18 protein-coding genes are annotated in these 18,271 nt (G+C 72.1%); 11 read left to right on the top strand and 7 right to left on the bottom strand.

Translation table 11 applies throughout. The features are described 5' to 3' along the window. The first annotated feature begins 118 nt into the window (after positions 1-118). The 3 genes from P1P70_RS23490 to P1P70_RS23480 all read left to right on the top strand — a co-directional run bounded on the left by P1P70_RS23490 (position 119) and on the right by P1P70_RS23480 (position 3,754). The gene (locus P1P70_RS23490; protein WP_319240895.1) at positions 119-1,564 is read left to right on the top strand and encodes an NCS2 family permease; all 1,446 of its coding nucleotides are present in this window, start codon (positions 119-121) and stop codon (positions 1,562-1,564) included. 60 nt (positions 1,565-1,624) lie between these two features. Continuing rightward, entirely contained in the window at positions 1,625-2,779 is a 1,155-nt protein-coding gene (locus tag P1P70_RS23485) for an XdhC/CoxI family protein (protein WP_319240894.1), read from the top strand. Positions 2,780-2,872: 93 nt separating this feature from the next. After that, on the top strand, positions 2,873-3,754 hold the full coding sequence (locus tag P1P70_RS23480) for a hypothetical protein (protein WP_319240892.1): 882 nt from the start codon (positions 2,873-2,875) through the stop codon (positions 3,752-3,754). Between the two features lie 43 nt (positions 3,755-3,797). Here P1P70_RS23480 and P1P70_RS23475 read toward each other — a convergent pair whose 3' ends face one another. Both P1P70_RS23475 and P1P70_RS23470 read right to left on the bottom strand, forming a co-directional pair. Next, positions 3,798-4,451 carry a class I SAM-dependent DNA methyltransferase gene (locus P1P70_RS23475; protein ID WP_319240890.1) on the bottom strand — a complete coding sequence of 218 codons (654 nt, stop codon included), beginning with the start codon at positions 4,449-4,451 and terminating at the stop codon, positions 3,798-3,800. A 77-nt stretch (positions 4,452-4,528) separates the two neighbouring features. After that, a complete protein-coding gene (locus tag P1P70_RS23470; protein ID WP_319240888.1) occupies positions 4,529-4,984 on the bottom strand; it encodes an SRPBCC family protein in 456 nt (151 codons plus the stop codon). A 286-nt stretch (positions 4,985-5,270) separates the two neighbouring features. Here P1P70_RS23470 and P1P70_RS23465 point away from each other — a divergent pair, with 286 nt between their 5' ends. Next, positions 5,271-6,503, top strand: coding sequence for a cytochrome P450 (locus tag P1P70_RS23465; protein ID WP_319240886.1), 1,233 nt, complete (start codon positions 5,271-5,273; stop codon positions 6,501-6,503). Positions 6,504-6,549: 46 nt separating this feature from the next. On the opposite strand, the gene P1P70_RS23460 is transcribed toward P1P70_RS23465, so the two are convergent. Continuing rightward, entirely contained in the window at positions 6,550-7,899 is a 1,350-nt protein-coding gene (locus P1P70_RS23460) for a Gfo/Idh/MocA family oxidoreductase (RefSeq protein WP_319240884.1), read from the bottom strand. 64 nt (positions 7,900-7,963) lie between these two features. On the opposite strand from P1P70_RS23460, the gene P1P70_RS23455 reads away from it, so the two are divergent. From P1P70_RS23455 to P1P70_RS23435, 5 genes are all read left to right on the top strand, one after another. Next, the gene (locus P1P70_RS23455) at positions 7,964-9,259 is read left to right on the top strand and encodes an ABC transporter substrate-binding protein (RefSeq protein ID WP_319240882.1); all 1,296 of its coding nucleotides are present in this window, start codon (positions 7,964-7,966) and stop codon (positions 9,257-9,259) included. Beyond that, on the top strand, positions 9,256-10,197 hold the full coding sequence (locus tag P1P70_RS23450) for a sugar ABC transporter permease (RefSeq protein WP_319240880.1): 942 nt from the start codon (positions 9,256-9,258) through the stop codon (positions 10,195-10,197). The genes P1P70_RS23455 and P1P70_RS23450 overlap by 4 nt, the downstream gene beginning before the upstream one ends. After that, entirely contained in the window at positions 10,194-11,066 is an 873-nt protein-coding gene (locus P1P70_RS23445; RefSeq protein ID WP_319240878.1) for a carbohydrate ABC transporter permease, read from the top strand. The genes P1P70_RS23450 and P1P70_RS23445 overlap by 4 nt, the downstream gene beginning before the upstream one ends. Then, positions 11,063-11,674: a hypothetical protein gene (locus P1P70_RS23440; RefSeq protein WP_319240876.1), complete on the top strand. Its 612-nt coding sequence runs from the start codon at positions 11,063-11,065 to the stop codon at positions 11,672-11,674. The genes P1P70_RS23445 and P1P70_RS23440 overlap by 4 nt, the downstream gene beginning before the upstream one ends. Before the next feature lie 78 nt (positions 11,675-11,752). Then, positions 11,753-12,178: an ankyrin repeat domain-containing protein gene (locus P1P70_RS23435; protein ID WP_319240874.1), complete on the top strand. Its 426-nt coding sequence runs from the start codon at positions 11,753-11,755 to the stop codon at positions 12,176-12,178. A 3-nt stretch (positions 12,179-12,181) separates the two neighbouring features. Here the strand turns inward: P1P70_RS23435 and P1P70_RS23430 are convergent, their stop codons facing one another. Beyond that, positions 12,182-12,556, bottom strand: a complete 375-nt coding sequence (locus P1P70_RS23430) for a DoxX family protein (protein ID WP_319240872.1) — start codon at positions 12,554-12,556, stop codon at positions 12,182-12,184. Between the two features lie 155 nt (positions 12,557-12,711). Between P1P70_RS23430 and P1P70_RS23425 the strand changes: the two genes are divergently transcribed. Further along, complete coding sequence (locus P1P70_RS23425) at positions 12,712-13,200, top strand: MarR family winged helix-turn-helix transcriptional regulator (protein ID WP_319240870.1); 489 nt, start codon at positions 12,712-12,714, stop codon at positions 13,198-13,200. 15 nt (positions 13,201-13,215) lie between these two features. Here the strand turns inward: P1P70_RS23425 and P1P70_RS23420 are convergent, their stop codons facing one another. Next, entirely contained in the window at positions 13,216-14,232 is a 1,017-nt protein-coding gene (locus P1P70_RS23420; protein WP_319240869.1) for a LacI family DNA-binding transcriptional regulator, read from the bottom strand. 111 nt (positions 14,233-14,343) lie between these two features. On the opposite strand from P1P70_RS23420, the gene P1P70_RS23415 reads away from it, so the two are divergent. Continuing rightward, positions 14,344-15,495, top strand: a complete 1,152-nt coding sequence (locus tag P1P70_RS23415; protein WP_319240867.1) for a Gfo/Idh/MocA family oxidoreductase — start codon at positions 14,344-14,346, stop codon at positions 15,493-15,495. Positions 15,496-15,538: 43 nt separating this feature from the next. On the opposite strand, the gene P1P70_RS23410 is transcribed toward P1P70_RS23415, so the two are convergent. Continuing rightward, the gene (locus P1P70_RS23410; protein WP_319240865.1) at positions 15,539-16,309 is read right to left on the bottom strand and encodes a GntR family transcriptional regulator; all 771 of its coding nucleotides are present in this window, start codon (positions 16,307-16,309) and stop codon (positions 15,539-15,541) included. An 82-nt stretch (positions 16,310-16,391) separates the two neighbouring features. After that, positions 16,392-18,269: a 3D-(3,5/4)-trihydroxycyclohexane-1,2-dione acylhydrolase (decyclizing) gene (gene iolD, locus P1P70_RS23405; RefSeq protein WP_319240863.1), complete on the bottom strand. Its 1,878-nt coding sequence runs from the start codon at positions 18,267-18,269 to the stop codon at positions 16,392-16,394. Between the last annotated feature and the right edge of the window lie 2 nt (positions 18,270-18,271).

Genomic DNA, 18,271 nt, shown 5'->3' with positions numbered 1-18,271 from the left:
CACCCACCCCCACCACCACGTTCGTCTCGGGCCGTCCCCCGGGTCGGGCACCTTCCCAAATCCCGCCGAAGCCCAGTGCAACGGCCGGGTGTCCCTGTGAACCTTGGGAGAAGGCCCCATGACCCAACAGTCGCTGAAGCCGAGGACGGTCGCCGAAGACGCCGTCGACCCGGCCGGCCGGTCCCGTCTCGACCGGTACTTCCACATCACCCGGCGAGGATCCACCCTCGCCCGAGAGGTCCGCGGCGGTGTCACCACCTTCATGGCGATGGCGTACATCCTCCTGCTCAACCCGCTCATCCTCTCCGGCCCGGACGCGGCGGGTGCCACCCTCGGCCAGAAGGCCCTGATCACGGCGACCGCGCTCGCCGCCGCTGTCAGCACGCTCCTCATGGGCGTCGTCGGCAGGGTCCCGCTCGCCCTCGCCGCCGGTCTCTCCGTCTCCGGCGTGATCGCCTCGCAGGTCGCCCCGCAGATGACCTGGCCGCAGGCGATGGGCATGTGCGTGATGTACGGCGTGATCATCATGCTCCTGGTCGTCACCGGGCTTCGGGAGATGATCATGAACGCCATCCCGCTCGCCCTGAAGCACGCGATCACCATGGGGATCGGTCTGTTCGTCGCGCTGATCGGGTTCTACAAGGCCGGTTTCGTGCACCAGGGCAAGGCGACCCCGGTCAGCCTCGGCCCGGCCGGTGAACTCGCCGGCTGGCCCGTTCTCCTCTTCGCGGTCACCCTCCTCGCGATCTTCATGCTCCAGGCCCGGGGCGTCCCCGGCGCCATCCTGCTCGGCATCGTCGGCGGTACCGTCGTCGCAGTCTTCCTCAACGCCCTCGACGTCATCGACCCGAAGCAATGGGCGGGTGGCGCACCGGAGTTGCACGGCAGCGCGGTCTCGATGCCGGACTTCTCGCTCTTCGGCCAGGTCGAGTTCGGCGGCTGGGGCGACGTCGGCGCGATGACGGTCGGCATGATCGTCTTCACCCTCGTGCTCGCCGGGTTCTTCGACGCGATGGCCACCATCATCGGTGTGGGCACGGAGGCCGGGCTCGCCGACGACAAGGGGCGGATGCCGGGCCTGTCCAAGGCGCTGTTCATCGACGGCGCGGGCGGCGCGATCGGCGGTGTGGCCGGCGGCTCGGGCCAGACGGTGTTCGTGGAATCGGCCACGGGAGTCGGCGAGGGCGCCCGTACCGGCCTCTCCTCCGTAGTCACCGGCCTGTTCTTCGCGGCCTGTCTGTTCTTCACCCCGCTCACGGCGATCGTGCCCGGCGAGGTCGCGGCGGCCGCGCTCGTCGTCATCGGCGCCATGATGATGACGAACGCCCGGCACGTCGACTGGTCCGACCGCGCGACCGCGATCCCGGTCTTCCTGACGGTCGTGATCATGCCGTTCACGTACTCCATCACCGCGGGTGTCGCCGCCGGAGTCGTCTCCTACGTCGCCATCAAGCTCGCCCAGGGCCGGGCGCGGGAGATCGGGGCGTTCATGTGGGGCCTGACGGCGGTCTTCGTCGTCTTCTTCGCCCTCAACCCGATCGAGAGCTGGATGGGCGTGCACTAGGCGGCGTCCCCGCCACGTACCCTCCGCACCACCCCTGTCGAAGCCGAAGGAGACCGAGAGATGCTGGACATCGCCGAAGAACTGCACCGGTGGGTCGAGCAGGGGCGTGACTTCGCCGTCGCCACCGTGGTCGCCGTCGGCGGCAGCGCGCCCCGCCTGCCGGGCGCCGCCCTCGCGGTGGACGCCGACGGCACGGCGATCGGCTCGGTCTCCGGCGGCTGTGTGGAGGGCGCCGTCTACGAGCTGTGCCAACAGGCGCTGGTCGACGGCGAGACGGTCCTCGAACGCTTCGGCTACAGCGACGACGACGCCTTCGCCGTCGGGCTGACCTGCGGGGGAGTCATCGACATCCTCGTCACACCGGTGCGGGCCGGCGATCCCGTCCGCCCGGTGGCCGCCGCCGCGCTCTCCGCCGCCGCGAGCGGGGAGGCGGCGGCCCTGGCCCGGATCGTCTCCGGTCCGGCGGAGTCGCGGGGCCGCGCCCTGCTGGTCCGCCCGGACGGCTCGTACGACGGCGGGTACGGCGCCCACCCCGAGCTGGACCGCACGGTCGCCGCCGAGGCCCGCGCCCTCCTCGACGCCGGCCGCACGGGCACCCTGGAGGTCGGCGAGCGGGGCGCGCGTTGCGGAGCGCCGCTCACGGTGCTCGTCGAGTCGTCCGTCCCACCGCCCCGGATGATCGTGTTCGGCGCGATCGACTTCGCGTCGGCGCTGGTCCGTGTCGGCAAGTTCCTCGGCTACCACGTGACCGTCTGCGACGCCCGCCCCGTCTTCGCGACCCGCGCCCGCTTCCCGGAGGCCGACGAGATCGTCGTCGAGTGGCCCCACAGGTATCTGGAGCGCACGTCCGTCGACGCCCGTACGGTCCTCTGCGTCCTCACCCACGACGCCAAGTTCGACGTCCCGCTCCTCCAGCTCGCCCTACGGCTCCCCGTCGCCTACGTCGGCGCGATGGGGTCCCGCCGCACGCATCTGGACCGCAACGAGCGCCTTCGCCAAGTCGGCGTCACCGAGCTGGAGTTGGCACGGCTCAGGTCCCCGATCGGGCTCGACCTCGGCGCGCGCACCCCGGAGGAGACCGCGTTGTCCATCGCCGCCGAGATCGTCGCCGACCGGCGGGGCGGCAGCGGGGTCTCCCTGACCGGAGCGCACACCCCGATTCACCACGACGGCCCGACCACCCTCTCGGAGCTTCCGGGCCTCCGCGTCTCCTGAACCCCGGCCCGCACCGACAGCTTGACCCCGGGCGCGGCAGGGCCGACCGTTGCGACAGGGCAACAGCACGACGGGGGCGGACAGTTGACCACGATGACCGGTGGGGAGCGCCCGCACGGGGGCGGGGCAGAGAGCCTGGACGGCGCGACGGAGTCGGAGTCGGCGTCGGCGTCGGAGGCGACGGCGACGCCGACGGCGGACGAGCAAGGACAGCGGAGTGCCGCCACCGCCACCGATACCGACACCGCCACCGACGACCGCACCACCTCGGGCGACAGCACCGACGGGAACGCCGACACCAGGACCGTCGAGGATGCCTATGGCGGTGCCGGAGCCCGGGACGGAGACTCGGGTGGCGACGCCGGTCCAGGGGAACCCGGAAGCGACGGTGCCGCCGAAGACCGGCGGCTGTCGACCGTCTCGACCGCGCTCCTGGGGCTCTTTCTCCTCGCCGACGTCGTCTTCGTCTGCGGAGCCCTCGTGACGCTCTGGCCGGCGGTGCTGGCGACGGTCGAGCCCGGGGCGGAGCCCACGGCCACCGCGCGCTGGTCGCCGTTCGGCCTGGGGGACTGGTCGCTGACCGCCGACACCGCCATGCTGCTGGCCGTGGTCGTCTGCAGCGCGCTCGGCAGCTTCGTCCACGCGGCCACGTCCTTCGCGACGTACGTCGGCAACCGGCGGCTCTACGCGAGCTGGCTGTGGTGGTACCTCCTGCGGGCCGGTATCGGCGTGGCCCTGGCGCTCCTGGTCTATCTCCTGCTGCGCGGCGGCCTGTTCGCCGGCAGCTCCGGCGCCGGGGCGACCAACCCGTACGGGTTCTCCGGCATCGCCGGGCTCTGCGGGCTCTTCTCCAAACAGGCCACCGACAAGCTCCGCGAGATCTGCGACACCCTCCTCAGCACCACGGGCGACGGCGACCGCGACCGCCGCGACGGCCTGTCCACGCCCCGCGACGGCGACCCGGGCCCGTCCTGACGACGGCCGACACCGGATCCCCGAGCCCGCCCCGCTTGTCAGGTCACCCCGGCTTGCGCGCCAGCACGTATGCCTGTGGGGTGCTCGCCACGGTGCCGGGCCCGTCGGCCTCCCGCACCAGCCGCGCCGACTCCGTCAACCCGGCGCTGCCCAGCAGCGCGGCGATGCGATCCGGATCGAAGCGGTAGACGTCGAGGTCGAGGGGGTGGCCGTAGGCGTGCGTCAGGTGGACGGACTCGTCGCCCACCTTGTACGCCATCGCGAGGAGTCCACCGGGGGCGAGTATCCGGTGGAACTCTCGGAACAGTTGCGGGAGTTCGGCGGGCGGGGTGTGCACCGTGGAGTACCAGGCGAGGGCTCCCGCCAGGCAGCCGTCCTCGAAGTCGAGCGCGGTCATCGTGCCCACGTCGAACCGGAGTCCCGGGTGAACCCAGCGGGCCACGGCGACCATCTGCGGCGAGAGGTCGACGCCGCAGATGTCGAGCCCCAGGGAGGCCAGGTGTCCGGTGATCCGTCCCGGCCCGCACCCCAGGTCCGCGACGCGTCCGCCCCCGGCCTGCGACACCAGTTCGGCGAACACGCCCAGCACGGCCCGCTCGAACGGGCTCCTCGCCAACTCGTCTCTCAGCAGCTTCTCGTAGTCGGTGGCGACCGTGTCGTAGGACTCCCGGGTGGTGGTGTGGCGGGGTGTGGTCATGGTTCGGACAGTAGACGGAGGGTCTGACAACGGTGTTCGGGCAGCGGTGCGCGAAGGGCCCGTCGGAGCGAGCGGACTCAGCCGGGCCGTCGGCCGTCGGCCGCGAGCAGTCCGTCGACGGCTCGCCCGAACATCCGTCGCGCCGTCCAGGCCAGCGGCCGGTCGAAGAGGGGCGGCAGCCATCGCACCCGCAGGTCCTCGCGCCAGACCGTGCGGGACGCGCCGTCACCGTACGGGTGGACCTCGATCTCGGCCCATCCGGTGACGCACGAACCGTGCTTGACGAGACGGCACTTGCCGGGAGAACCGGCTTCCGGTGGCTGCCAGAGCGTGACCTCCATCGGGTCGTCGAAGCCGAGCGGCCCGACACCGCTGCGGGCCACGAACAGCGTGCCCTCTCCGGTCGGTGGAGGCGTGCGCACGGTGACGCGGGTCAGCGGTACGACGTCCGCGTGCCGGGGCCAGTCGGTCAGGAGCTGCCAGGCGCGGCCCGCCGGGAGCGGGGAGAGACGTTCCAGGAGGAAGAGAACCACTGGGTGAGGGTAAGGGAGCAGGCGCGGACGAGGCGCGTGGCGAGGGCACGCGGAGGGCCGCGCGCCCGGCTGTCCATGGCCCGTCCGCCCGTCCGCCCGTCCGCCCGTCCGCCCGTCCGCCCGTCCGCTCGTCCGGCAGACCTGTCCCCGCGCCCCGTCCGACGCGCCCGTCGTCCAGGCCTGCCCGGCGGGGTGGCGCACCCGTCGCAGAGCCCCTACCGCCCCGCCACGCGGTACGGCACGATGAGCGCGACCGCACGCCCGCCCCTGGTCGGAAGGTGCTCTCGTGGACCCTGAACTGCACGGCAGACTCGACGAGTTGCAGCGGGATCCGTATCCGCTCTACGCGCGGGCCAGGGCGGCGGAGGGGCTGACGTACGTCCCCGAGCTGGACTCCTGGCTGGTGGCACGGGACGCCGACGTACGGGAGGTGCTGCGGCGCCCGGAGGACTTCTCCTCGGCGAACGCGCTGCGCCCCGACGTCATGCCCGCGCCCGCCGCGCTGGCCGTCCTCGGCGGCGGCTTCGGCGGTCGCCCCGTCGTCGTCACCGCCGACGGGGCCCTGCACCAGGAGCTGCGCGCCCCCATCGTGCGCGGACTGTCGCCCGCCAGAGTTGCCGCCGTCCTGCCGTACGCCGCCGAACGGGCCGCCGCCCTGGTCGACGACTTCGTCAAGAACGGCGAGGGCGGCCGCGTCGAGCTCATGTCCGCCTACGCGGGACGGCTGCCCGGGGAGGTCATCGGGCGTCTCGTCGGGTTCGACCCGGACGACGTACCGGCGCTGGTGCACGGCGGTCACCGGGCCGAGCAGTTGCTGTTCCGGCCCATGGCGGAGGCCGAACAGATCGCGGCAGCCGAGGACGTGGTCGCCACGGCCCACCGGCTCGACGGGTTCGTGCGGGCCCGGCGCGCCGACCCGCGCGAGGACCTCGGCACCGAACTCATCACCTCCGTCGCCGGACCGGGCACCGCCGAGCTGACGCTCGATCAGCGCCACCAGGTCGTCGCCCACCTGCAGAACCTGCTCATCGCCGGACACCTGACCACCACGGCCCTGATCGGGACCACCCTCCTGCACCTGCTGCGCGAACGCCGGCAATGGGAGCTGCTCTGCGCCGAACCGGAGCGCATCCCGGCCGCCATCGAGGAAGCAGCCCGCTATGACACCGCGTTGCAGGGCTTCCGCCGCGTCACCACCCGCCCGGTCACCCTCGCCGGCACCGAACTCCCCGCCGGGACACCGGTGTTCCTCGCGTTCGCAGGCGCCAACCGGGACGCCACCCGCCACCCGCGCGCCGACGCCTTCGACATCGCCCGCCCCGCCGGCAGCCGTCACCTCTCCTTCGGCTTCGGCACCCACACCTGCCCCGGCTCACAGCTCGCCCGCGAACAACTCCGCCTGACCTTGGAGCTGTTGTCCAGCCGCCTCCCGGAGCTGCGGCTGACGGAGGGCCGACGGATCACCATGCGGCCGACGTTGATCCACCGCTCCCCGGAACGCCTCGACCTCGTCTGGTGATCCGCACAGCGTGAGCGCCGGGCGGCGCGCGGAGACCGAGGACGGCTCACACGTCCAGCAGCTCCCGCGCCGTCACCGGCATCCCCGTCTCCAGCGACCGGTTCGCCGCCAGCCCCGTCACCAGCGACCGTGCCCCGTCCATCGCGTCGGCCGCCCGCCCCAGCGCGTCCGGCACCCGCTCCCCGAACAGGTCGGCCAGCATGCGGACATCGCCGCCGCCGTGCCCGCCCTCGCCCGTCTCGACCTTCACCTCACGCGGCTGCTCCCAGAAACGGCGTACGAGCAGCTGGGTCCTGCCGGGTTCCCCGCCCGCCTCGGCGCCGTGCAGGACCGGGCTCGCCCCGGTGATCCGCACATCGGGCCGGGTCCACGTGGACTCCTCCACCAGCAGTTCGACGCGCCCCTCGCTGCCGTTGAAGGCGATCCGGTAGCCCTCCCAGGGAGAGTAGGCCGTGAGGTGGTACGTCAGGGTCGCCCCGGACACGTACCGCACCAGGACCGCCATGTCGTCCTCGATGGACACGCCGGGACCGAAGACGTTCCGGTCGCGGTGGTAGCCGTCCTCCCCCTCGGCGTCCAGGTAGAGCGCGCCGAGGACAGGGGAGTCCGCCAGGCGCAACGCGAAGGGGTCGCCCTCGGCGGCGAGGGAGCCGTGGGCGCGGTCGTAGTCCCGGGCGAGGCCCCGGCGGCGGCCCGCCGCGTCGCCGTAGAAGAAGAGGCCGCCCTGGGCGTAGACGGTCTCGGGGCGGGTGCCTAGCCACCAGTTGACCAGGTCGAAGTGGTGGGTCGACTTGTGGACCAGCAGTCCGCCGGAGTTCGCCTTGTCGCGGTGCCAGCGGCGGAAGTAGTCCGCGCCGTGCCGCAGATCCAGCAGCCACTCGAAGTGCACCGAGCCGACCTCGCCGATCTCCCCGCGAGCGAGCAGCTCCCGTACGGCCGAATGCACCGGGTTGTAGCGGTAGTTGAAGGAGACGCGGACCTCGCGCCCGGTCCGCCGCCGCGCCTCCAGGATGCGGTGGGCGCGCTCGGCGTCGGTCGTCATCGGCTTCTCGGTGACGACGTCGCAGCCCGCCTCCAGGGCGCGGACGATGTAGTGGTCGTGGGTCCGGTCCACCGTGCACACCACGACCAGGTCGACCCGCTCGCGGCGCAGCATCTCGTCGAACTCGTCGGCCCCGTACGCCCGTACGGGCGCGCGGCCGGGGTGGTCGGCGGCTATCCAGGCGTTGTGGACGGCCATGCGGTGCGTGTTCAGGTCGCAGAGCCCGACCAGCTCCACCCGTTCCGCGAAGGGACCCGTCAGGGCCTCGGTGAACATCCGTGCCCGGGCACCGAGCCCCACCACGGCGGCACGGCGGCGTTGTGGGGAGGTGGTGCAGGGGTCTTGTCGTGACATCCGGACCTTCCCTAGGGTCACTACGGGGGTGGAAGCGCTTTCTAGCGAAAGAGGTGACCCACTCATGCCCCGAATCAGGACGAGGGAGTCCTGGAAACCCCGTGCGGCGGCCACCGCGCTGGCCCTCTGCGCGCTGCTCACCGGCTGCTCCGGAGCGGACGGGTCGGGCGGCGACGGCGGGAAGGTCGTCCTGCGCTACACCTGGTGGGGCAACCCCGACCGGGCCGCCAGAACCCAGGCGGCCGTCGAGCTCTTCGAGCAGAAGAACCCGGGGGTCGACGTACAGACCTCCTTCGCCGGCTACGAGGCGTACAAGCAGAAGCTCGCCACCCAGGCCGCCGGCGGCGACGCCCCGGACGTGATGCAGCTCGACTACCGGATGATCGACCAGTACGCCTCCGGTGGTGTGCTCCTCGACCTCGCCGAGCAGCAACAGGCCCTGGACACCACCGAGTTCGAGCCGGGCCTGCTGGCCACCGGCAAGGTGGACGGCAAGCAGTACGCCGTGCCGCAGGGCCGCGGCACCGAGACCATGGTCTACGACACCGAGAAGTGGAAGACCGCCGGTCTCGAACCGCCCCGCGTGGGCTGGACCTGGAGCGAGTGGGCCGACGCCATGCGGAAGGTGGCCGAGGAGACCGGAGAACCCGGCGGCACCGACCCCGGGCAGAGCGAGGACGCTTTCGAGATCTGGCTGCGCGGCCAGGGCAAGGCCCTCTACACCGAGGACAGGCGACTCGGCTTCGACGCCGAGGACCTGACCCGCTGGTGGACCTTCACCGACGGGCTCCGCAGGGAGGGCGCCGTCTCGCCCGCCGAGCAGACGACCCAGCTCGACGGCTCGGTCGAGAACACCCCGCTCGGCCGGGGCAAGGCCGCATCCGACGTCAACTGGGACGCCCCCGCGAGCGGTTACCTCGCGCTCGTCCCCAGCGGGATCTCCCTCGCGCCCATGCCGGCGGCCGAGGACGGCACCCCCGGTCAGTACTTCAAGCCCTCCATGTTCATGGGCGTGGCCGCCGACTCCGGTCACCCGGAGGAGTCCGCCCGGCTCGTCGACTTCCTGCTCAACGACGACGAGGCCGCGAAGATCCTCGGTGCCACCCGGGGCATCCCCGTCAACGAGTCGATCCGTGCGGACATCGCGGCCGACCTCAAGGACTTCGACAAGACCATCTACGGCTACCAGGCCACGGTCGAAGGAAAGCTCGATCCGCCGCCCCAGGCGCCCCCGTCGGGCGACAGCGCCCTGCAGACCACGTTCCAGCGCGACTACGACCAGGTGTCCTACGAGCGGATGTCCCCCCGCGAGGCCGCCGAGAACTACCTCACCGAGGCGAAGGCGGAGCTGAGGTCATGACCACCACGCAACTGCCGACGACCGCGCGGAAGAAGGGAGCCACCCGGCCGGGCCGGTCCGAGCGCCCCCGTCGGCGCGAGGGCGCGGCCTGGGTGTTCCTCTCCCCCTGGGTACTGGGGGCCTGCGTCCTGACCCTGCTCCCGATGGCCGTCTCGCTCTACCTCTCCTTCACCGACTACGACCTCTTCAACGCCCCGGACTGGGTGGGCCTGCGCAACTACACCCAGATGTTCACCGAGGACCCGCGCTACTGGCGCTCGGTCACGACGACCCTGATGTACGTGGTCATCGCCGTCCCGCTCCAACTGGCCCTCGCCCTCGTGGTCGCGCTGGCCCTGAAGAACATGAAACGCGGCCGGGGTTTCTACCGCTCCGCCTTCTACGCCCCCTCCCTGCTGGGCGCCTCCATGTCCATCGCCCTGGTCTGGCGGGCGATCTTCAACGACGGCGGCACCGTCGACAACCTCCTCGGCACCGGCGGCTGGGTCAACCGGCCCGGCTGGGCCCTGCTCGCGGTCGCCCTGCTCACGGTGTGGCAGTTCGGCGCCCCGATGGTCATCTTCCTCGCCGGACTCCAGCAGATCCCGGGGGAGTTGTACGAGGCGGCCGAGGTGGACGGCGCGAGCGCCTGGCGCCGCTTCCTGTCGATCACGGTCCCGATGCTGTCGCCCGTGATCTTCTTCAACCTGGTGCTCCAGACCATCCAGGCCTTCCAGGTCTTCACCCCGGCCTTCGCGGTCAGCGCGGGCAAGGGCGGCCCCGCCGACTCCACCCTCTTCTACACGCTCTACCTCTACGACCGGGGCTTCGTCGCCTCCCACATGGGCTACGCCTCCGCCATGGCCTGGGTGCTGCTGCTCGCCATCGGCGCGGTCACCGCCATCCTGTTCCGCACCTCCCGCTCCTGGGTCTTCTACGCCTCCGAGGGGGACCGATGACCACCACCACACCCTCAACGCCCGTAGTCCGCAAGCCCGTTGCCTGGCGGCGGGTCGCCCTGCACGCCGGCTGCCTGGCCGCGCTCCTCGTCATGCTGTACCCGCTGGCCTGGCTGCTGGCGACCTCCGTGAAGCCCGCGGACGAGGTCATCGCCAGTCTCGACCTGCTGCCGAGCCGGCTGGAGTGGTCCAACTACGAGACCGCGCTCGACGGTGTCAACGACGTGTCGGTGGGGCGGCTGCTCGGCAACTCCCTGCTGATCGCCGGCGGCGCGGTCGTCGGGAACGTCCTGTCCTGTTCCCTGGCCGCGTACGCCTTCGCGCGGCTGCGCTTCCGCTTCCGGGGACCGCTCTTCGCCTTCATGATCGCGACGATCATGCTGCCGCACCACGCCGTGCTGATCCCGCAGTACATCATCTTCAACCAGCTCGGCATGGTGAACACCTACTGGCCGCTGATCCTGCCGAAGTTCCTCGCCACGGAGGCCTTCTTCGTCTTCCTCATCGTGCAGTTCATGCGCGGACTGCCGAGGGAGCTGGAGGAGGCGGCGCGCATCGACGGCTGCGGACCGTTCCGGAGCTTCTTCTCGGTGATCCTTCCCCTGACCCGGCCTGCCCTGATCACCACCGCGATCTTCACCTTCATCTGGACCTGGAACGACTTCTTCACCCAGCTGATCTATCTCTTCTCGCCCGAGAAGTTCACCCTGACCCTGGCCCTGAGGTCCTTCGTGGACGCGTCGAGCACCTCGGCGTTCGGCCCGATGTTCGCCATGTCCGTCATCGCCCTCCTCCCGATCGTGCTGTTCTTCCTCGCCTTCCAGCGGTTCCTGGTGGAGGGCATGGCCAACTCCGGGATCAAGGGGTGAGCGCGCTGCGGACCGACCGGGAGCCGGGCGAGATCTTCGGCCCACGGATGACGCTGTTCGCCGACGTGCTGAGCGTCGGTGTCGCCGTGGCGGTGGTCAGCCTTCCGCTGGTCACCCTGCCCGCCGCGCTCTCCACGGCCTGCGCGGTCCTGCGGGGCGTACGGGAGAACCGTCCGGTCACGGCCGCCCGGTTCCTCGGGGCACTGCGCCGACGACTGCGCCCCGGCGACCTGGCCGCCGGACTCCTGGCCCTCGGCGGCCTGGCCCTCGCCCTGGTCGACCTGGCCCTCGCCGGTGCCGGACTCCCCGGCGGCCGGGCCTTCGCCCTCCTCGCCGCCGCCGTCGGCACCTGCGCCGCCGTGATCGGGCTGCGCGCCTGCGCCCGCCCCGAGTCGGTCGGGGACTGGCCGGCGGCTGTGCGCGGCGCGGCCCGGGACGCGGTGCGCGATCCGGGTGGCAGCGCCCTGGTCGTCCTCGCCGTGGCGACGGCAGCGACGAGCGCCTGGATGCTGCTGCCGCTCGTGTTCCTCGTACCGGGACTGCTGGCGCTGGCGCTCACGGCCGTCGACGTACGAGGAAAAGGGGTCGCCGCGCGGGAGGACGTGTGATGGGCTGACCCCCGCACGACGGGCTGACGCGCATGACGGGCCGGTGCCCCGGACGTCCTGCCAAGGGGGAGCACGACAGTGAACAGACGGCGGCGGAAGAAACTGTCGCACCGGCTGGTGTCGGCCGCGTCGATCGGCGACACCACCGCCGTCGCCGCGTTGCTGCGGGCCGGAGCCCCCGCCGAGACGACGGACGCCGAGGGGACGACGCCCCTGTACGCGGCCGCCGTCCACGGGGCCGCCGACACCGTGCGGCTGCTGCTCGCAGCCGGGGCCTCGCCCGACACCGAGAGCGGACACGGCGCGGAGGGCACCCCGCTGTGCGGCGCCGCGTGCTGGGGACACATCGAGGCGGTGCGCGAACTTCTCGCCCACGGCGCCGATCCCGACCTCCGCGAGGACCACGGCACGGGCCGCTCCCCGCTCGACTGGGCGGCCGCCGGCTTTCACACCGAGACGGCGGCCGTGCTGCTCACGGCGGGGGCCGTTCCTGACGCCGAGTAGGACTCAGAACGCGTACGGCCCGAACCGGCCCCAGGCCACCACGACCGCCAGGATCAGCAGCACCAGACTCGGTGCCGTCTCCTTGGTCTCGCCCCGGCGGAGGTGGAAGACGACCGCGCCGAGCATCGTGACGGCGAGGCCGGTCGCCGCGAGCGGGACGAAGACCGTGGCTATGTCGAGGACGGCCGGAAGGATCAGCCCGACGGCGCCCAGGCCCTCCAGCGCGCCGATGGTCTTGACCATGCCCGGGGAGAACGAGTCGACCCACGTCATGCCCGAGGCCGACAGCTTCTCCTTGGACTGGGCGGTCTTCATCAGGCCGGCGGCGAGGAAGGCGGCCGCGAGCAGGCTCGCGATGATCCAGAGGGTGACGTTCATGGCGGACTCTTCCCGTGCGAGTGCGAGAGATGGGTATGACTTGAATGTTCAAGAGAAGTTAGACGCTCAACGTAGGCTGATCGAGTTGAAGCGTCAAGTCGATCGGCGGATCGGCGCGGGCTTCGTCGTCGGACGCTGCACGTAGAGTGGGCGCCATGGAGACACCGCAGCAGTCGCCCTGGCTGACCGACGAGGAGATGGAGACCTGGCACGCGCTGGCGGGCGTGATGGTCAGACTGCCGAGCGCGCTGGACGCGGAACTGCAGCGGGACGCGGGCGTCAGCCACGTCGAGTACGTGGTGATGGCCATGCTGTCGCAGACCGAGGGGCGCACCCTGCGGATGAGCGACCTGGCCGGGCACGTCGGTTCGTCGCTGTCCCGCCTCTCCCACCTGGTGAAACGGCTGGAGCGCAGCGACTGGGTGCGCCGCGAGCCGGACCCCTCCGACGGGCGCTACACCCTGGCCGTCCTCACCGACGCCGGTCACACCAAGGTCGTCGAGAGCGCGCCGGGCCACGCCGACGCCGTACGCCGGTATGTGTTCGACGCGCTCACCAAGGCACAGCAGCGGCAGTTGCGGGACATCGGGCGGCGCATCTGGCAGAGCGTCGCGCCCGACGACCACTGCCTGCCGCCGAGCTGACGGCCCGCCACACTCTCAGGGCCCGCCCGGCGGGCCCGTGGTGCCCCGGACCTCCAGCGTCGGCGTGGTCAGGACGACCTCGGCGGGGCGTGCCGGGTCGGCGATGCGGTCCAGCAGGCACTGCGCCGCGGTGCGGCCCACGTCGTGGCTGGCGTTGTCCACGGTGGTGAGCCAGAGGTGGCGCAGCCGGGAGACGTAGGTGTTGTCGTAGCCGACGAGGGACAGGTCGCGCGGCACCCTCAACCCCAGCTCCTCGGCGGCGGAGAGCGCGCCCACGCAGGCCATGTCGTTGAACGCCACGACGGCGGTGGGGCGTTCGGGGCGGTTCAGCAGCCGGACCGTGGCGCGGTAGCCGCCCTCCTCCGTCAGGTCGCCCCGTTCCACGGTCGCCAGATCGCCCAGCCCGTGCTCGCGCATGACCGCCTCGAAGCTGCGGCGTCGCAGTGCCCCGACCACACCGTCCCCCGCGATGTGCGCGATGCGCCGGTGCCCGAGGCCGATGAGGTGTTCGGTGGCGAGACGGGCGCCGTGCTGGTCGTCGCCCGCGACGACGTCCACCTGCGGGAGCGTGGGCTCGCGGGCGCCCGCCACCACGGTCGGGATCAGCCCGGCCGCCGTGCGCAGCGCCTCGGAGGGCGGCAGGGTGCCGACCGCGATCAGCCCGTCGACCCGCAGCTCGGTGAAGGTGCGGGTGAGGTCCTCGCCGAGCCGCCGGTTGAGATGGCCGTCGGCCAGCAGCATGCGCAGACCGTTGTCGTGCAGCCGGGAGTTGAGCCCGTCGAGGAGCTCGACGAACCAGGGGTTGCGCATGTCGTTGAGGAGGACGCCGACCGTGCGGGTCCGGCGCTCGCTCAGGCTGCGCGCGGCGGCGTTCGGCCGGTAGCCCAGCTCGTCCACGGCGGCCAGCACCGCCTGCCGCTTCTCCTCGCGCACCTGCTCCGAGCCGCGCAGCACCAGCGAGACCAGCGACTTGGACACGCCGGCCCGCTCGGCGACATCGCGGATCGTCGGGCTCGCGGGTCCGGGTCTCATGGCCTGGACCGTTCCACAGCGGGGTGTCCGTGTCAAAGGGCTTGACAGTGCCGGAGCGTGCCCGCAGTGTGAGCGGCGTACGTATTTGGAACGGTCCAAAGAAAGGCAGTCATGGTGAGTGGGCTCGGTATCGCCGTCGTGGGGTTCGGCTGGATGGGACGGGTGCACACCCAGGCGTACGCCCGGCTGCCGCACCACTTCCCGCGGCTCGCCCTGCGGCCCGAACTGGTCACCGTCGTCGAGGACGTGCCCGGCCGCGCCGAGGAGGCGGCCCGGCAGTTCGGGTTCGCCACCACCGCCCGGGACTGGCGCGAGGTGGTCGCCGACCCGCGGATCCAGGCGGTCAGCATCACCGCGCCGAACTTCCTGCACCGGGAGATCGGCGTCGCCATGGCCGAGGCCGGCAAGCACATCTGGATCGAGAAGCCGGTCGGGCTCACCGCCGCCGACGCCCGCGCCGTCGCCGACGCCGTCGCGAAGGCCGGCGTCCAGGGCACCGTCGGCTTCAACTACCGCAACGCGCCCGCCGTGGAGGCCGCCCGCGAACTGATCGCCGCCGGTGAGATCGGCACGGTCACCCATGTCCGCATCCGCCTCTTCAGCGACTACGCCGCCCACCCCGAGGGGGCCCTGACCTGGCGGTACGAGCGGCAGCGCGGCGGCAGCGGGGTCCTCGGCGACCTCGCCTCGCACGGGGTGGACCTGGCCCGCTTCCTGCTCGGCGACATCGCCTCCCTCATCGCCGACACCGCGATCTTCGTCCCCGAGCGGGCCCGGCCCGCCGGCGCCACCGCCGGCCACACCCGCGCCTCCGGCGGCGCACTGGGCCCCGTGGAGAACGAGGACTACGTCAACTGCCTGCTCCGCTTCGCCTCCGGCGCCCGGGGGGTCCTGGAGGCCTGCCGGGTCTCCGTCGGCGAGCAGAACAACTACGGCTTCGAGATCCACGGCACCGAGGGCGCCCTCTTCTGGGACTTCCGCCGCATGGGCGAACTGGGCGTCAGCAAGGGCGACGCCTACCAGGACCAGTCCGTCCACACCCTCTACGTCGGCCCCGGCCACGGCACCTACGCGGCCTTCCAGCCGGGTTCCGCCAACGCCATGGGCTACGACGACCTCAAGGTGATCGAGGCGTACAACTTCCTCAGCTCCATCGCCGACGGCACCCCGCACGGCACCACCCTCGCCGACGCCGTGCACAGCGCCACCGCGCTGGACGCGATGAGCCGGTCGGCCGAGTCGGGGGCATGGGTGGACCTCTGACACCCCGGTGGCCGACCGGTCCCGAACTCCCTTCCCCTGAAGGTCAGTTGCGGACGAGCAACTGGAAGTCGAAGGAGTAGCGGGAGGCCCGGTAGATGTGGGTGCCGTACTCGACCGCGCGCCCGGTGTCGTCGTACGCCGTGCGTTGCATGGTGAGCAGTGCGGCGCCCTCCGGCTCGCCCAGGCGGTCGGCCTCCTCGGCCGAGGCGATGCGGGCGCCGACGCTCTGGTGGGCGCTGTGCAGGGTGATGCCGGCGTTGCGCATCATCCGGTACAGACCCGTCGACTCCAGGCGCTCGGTGTCCAGGTCCAGCAGCCCGGCGGGGACGAAGTTGGAGAGGAACGCCACCGGCTGCCCGTGGGTCAGGCGCAGCCGCTCGAAGAGGTGCACGTCGGCGCCCTCGGCGATACCCAGGGCGGCCGCGACCTCGGCGGAGGCCGGCCGGATCTCGCTCAGCGACACCTTGGTCGTGGGCTGCTGACCGGCCGCCTCCAGGTCGTCGTACAGGCTGCTCAGTTCCAGCGGCCGTTTGACCTGGCTGTGCACCACCTGGGTGCCGACGCCCCGGCGGCGTACGAGCAGGCCCTTGTCGACGAGCGACTGGATGGCCTGCCGTACGGTCGGCCGGGACAGGCCGAGACGGCCGGCGAGCTCGATCTCGTTGCCCAGGAGGCTGCCCGGGCCGAGCGCACCGTGCTCGATCGCCGACTCCAGCTGCCGGGCCAGCTGGTAGTACAGCGGTACCGGGCTGCTCCGGTCGACACCGAGGTCGAGACTCCCTGTACTCCCCGTAGTCGCGCTGGTCACGCCCATGAGGGTATCCGTCCGTCCGGATGACAGGAACCCCTGTCATCGCATTGTCCTTACAAGCGTGGGCCCTTGCGGTGGCCGGCCGTCAGAGGTGGCGGCGCTGATCGGCCACCTCGCGGTCGTACGCCGTTCGTGCCTCGACGGCCGCCGGTCGCGAGGCGGTCTCCGCGACCGGGACGTCCCACCAGGCCTCCGCCGGGGGAGCGGTGGGCGTCGGGTCGGTCTCGACGTACACACAGGTGGGCCGGTCCGAGGCGCGGGCCGCCGCCAGTGCGTCGCGCAGCTCCCTCACGGTCTTGGCGCGGATGACGTCCATGCCGAGGCTGGCCGCGTTGGCGGCGAGGTCCACCGGGAGCGGGTCGCCGGAGAAGGTGCCGTCGGCGGCGCGGTAGCGGTAGGCGGTGCCGAAGCGCTCGCCGCCGACCGACTCGGACAGGCCGCCGATGGAGGCGTAGCCGTGGTTCTGGATGAGGACCAGGTTGACCGGCAGGCCCTCCTGGACGGCCGTGACGATCTCCGTCGGCATCATCAGGTACGTGCCGTCCCCGACCAGCGACCAGACGGCCGTGCCGGGCGCCGCCTGCTGGACGCCGATCCCGGCGGGGATCTCGTAGCCCATGCAGGAGTAGCCGTACTCCAGGTGGTACTGGCGGGGGCTGCGGGCCCGCCACAGCTTGTGCAGGTCGCCGGGGAGCGAACCGGCCGCGTTGATGACCACGTCCTCGTCCCCGACGACCGCGTCCAGGGCGCCGAGCACCTGGGTCTGGGTGGGCACGGCGTGCTCGTCGGCCGCGCCGTAGGCGGCCTCGACGACCTGCTCCCAGCGCTCCTTGCCGGCCCGGTACTCGGCCTCGTACGCCTCGTCCACCCGGTGGCCCTCCAACGCCCCGGCCAGCGCCGTGAGTCCGGCCCGCGCGTCGCAGACCAGGGTCCGGGCGGCGAGCTTGTGGGCGTCGAACGCGGCGATGTTGAGGTTGACGAAACGGACGTCAGGGTGCTGGAAGAGGGTGTGGGAGGCGGTGGTGAAGTCGGTGTACCGGGTACCGACACCGATGATCAGGTCGGCGGTGCGGGCGATGTCGTCGCAGACCGCCGTGCCGGTGTGGCCGATGCCGCCGAGGTCGGCCGGGTGGTCGTGACGCAGGGAGCCCTTGCCCGCCTGGGTGGACGCGACCGGGATTCCCGTGGCGTCGGCCAGGGCCTTCAGCGCCTTCTCGGCCTCGCTGTGGTGGACGCCGCCGCCCGCGACGATCAGCGGCCGCCGCGCGGCGCGGATCGCCCGCACCGCCTCCGCCAGCTCGACCGGGTCGGGCACGGGACGCCGTACGCGCCACACCCGCTCGGCGAAGAACTCCTCCGGCCAGTCGTACGCCTCCGCCTGGACGTCCTGCGGCAGGGCGAGGGTGACGGCGCCGGTGTCGACCGGGTCGGCGAGGACGCGCATGGCGTTCAGGGCGGCCGGGATCAGCGCCTCGGGGCGGGTGATCCGGTCGAAGGAGCGGGAGACCGGGCGCAGGGTGTCGTTGACCGAGACATCGGCCTCGGTGGGGTGCTCCAGCTGCTGGAGCAGCGGGTCGGCGGTGCGGGTCGCGAAGTACTCGCCGGGGAGGAGGAGTACGGGCAGGCGGTTGATGGTGGCCAGGGCGGCGCCGGTGACCAGGTTGGTGGCGCCGGGGCCGATGGAGGTGGTGACCGCCTGCGCGGAGAGCCGGTTCAGCTGGCGGGCGTACCCGACGGCGGCGTGCACCATGGACTGCTCGTTGCGACCCTGGTGGAACGGCATCGCCTCCTCGCCGGCTTCGAGGAGCGCCTGGCCCAGCCCCGCGACGTTGCCGTGGCCGAAGATGCCCCAGGTTCCGGCGACCAGCCGGTGGCGCACACCGTCGCGCTCGGTGTACTGCGCGGACAGGAACCGCACCAGCGCCTGGGCCACGGTCAGACGGCGGGTGGGGGACTGGGGCATCG

Source organism: Streptomyces sp. MB09-02B (assembly GCF_033794485.1).
Lineage (GTDB): Bacteria > Actinomycetota > Actinomycetes > Streptomycetales > Streptomycetaceae > Streptomyces.
Note: the sequence above shows the minus strand (reverse complement) of the source record. Positions and strands in the feature narration are given on the sequence as shown.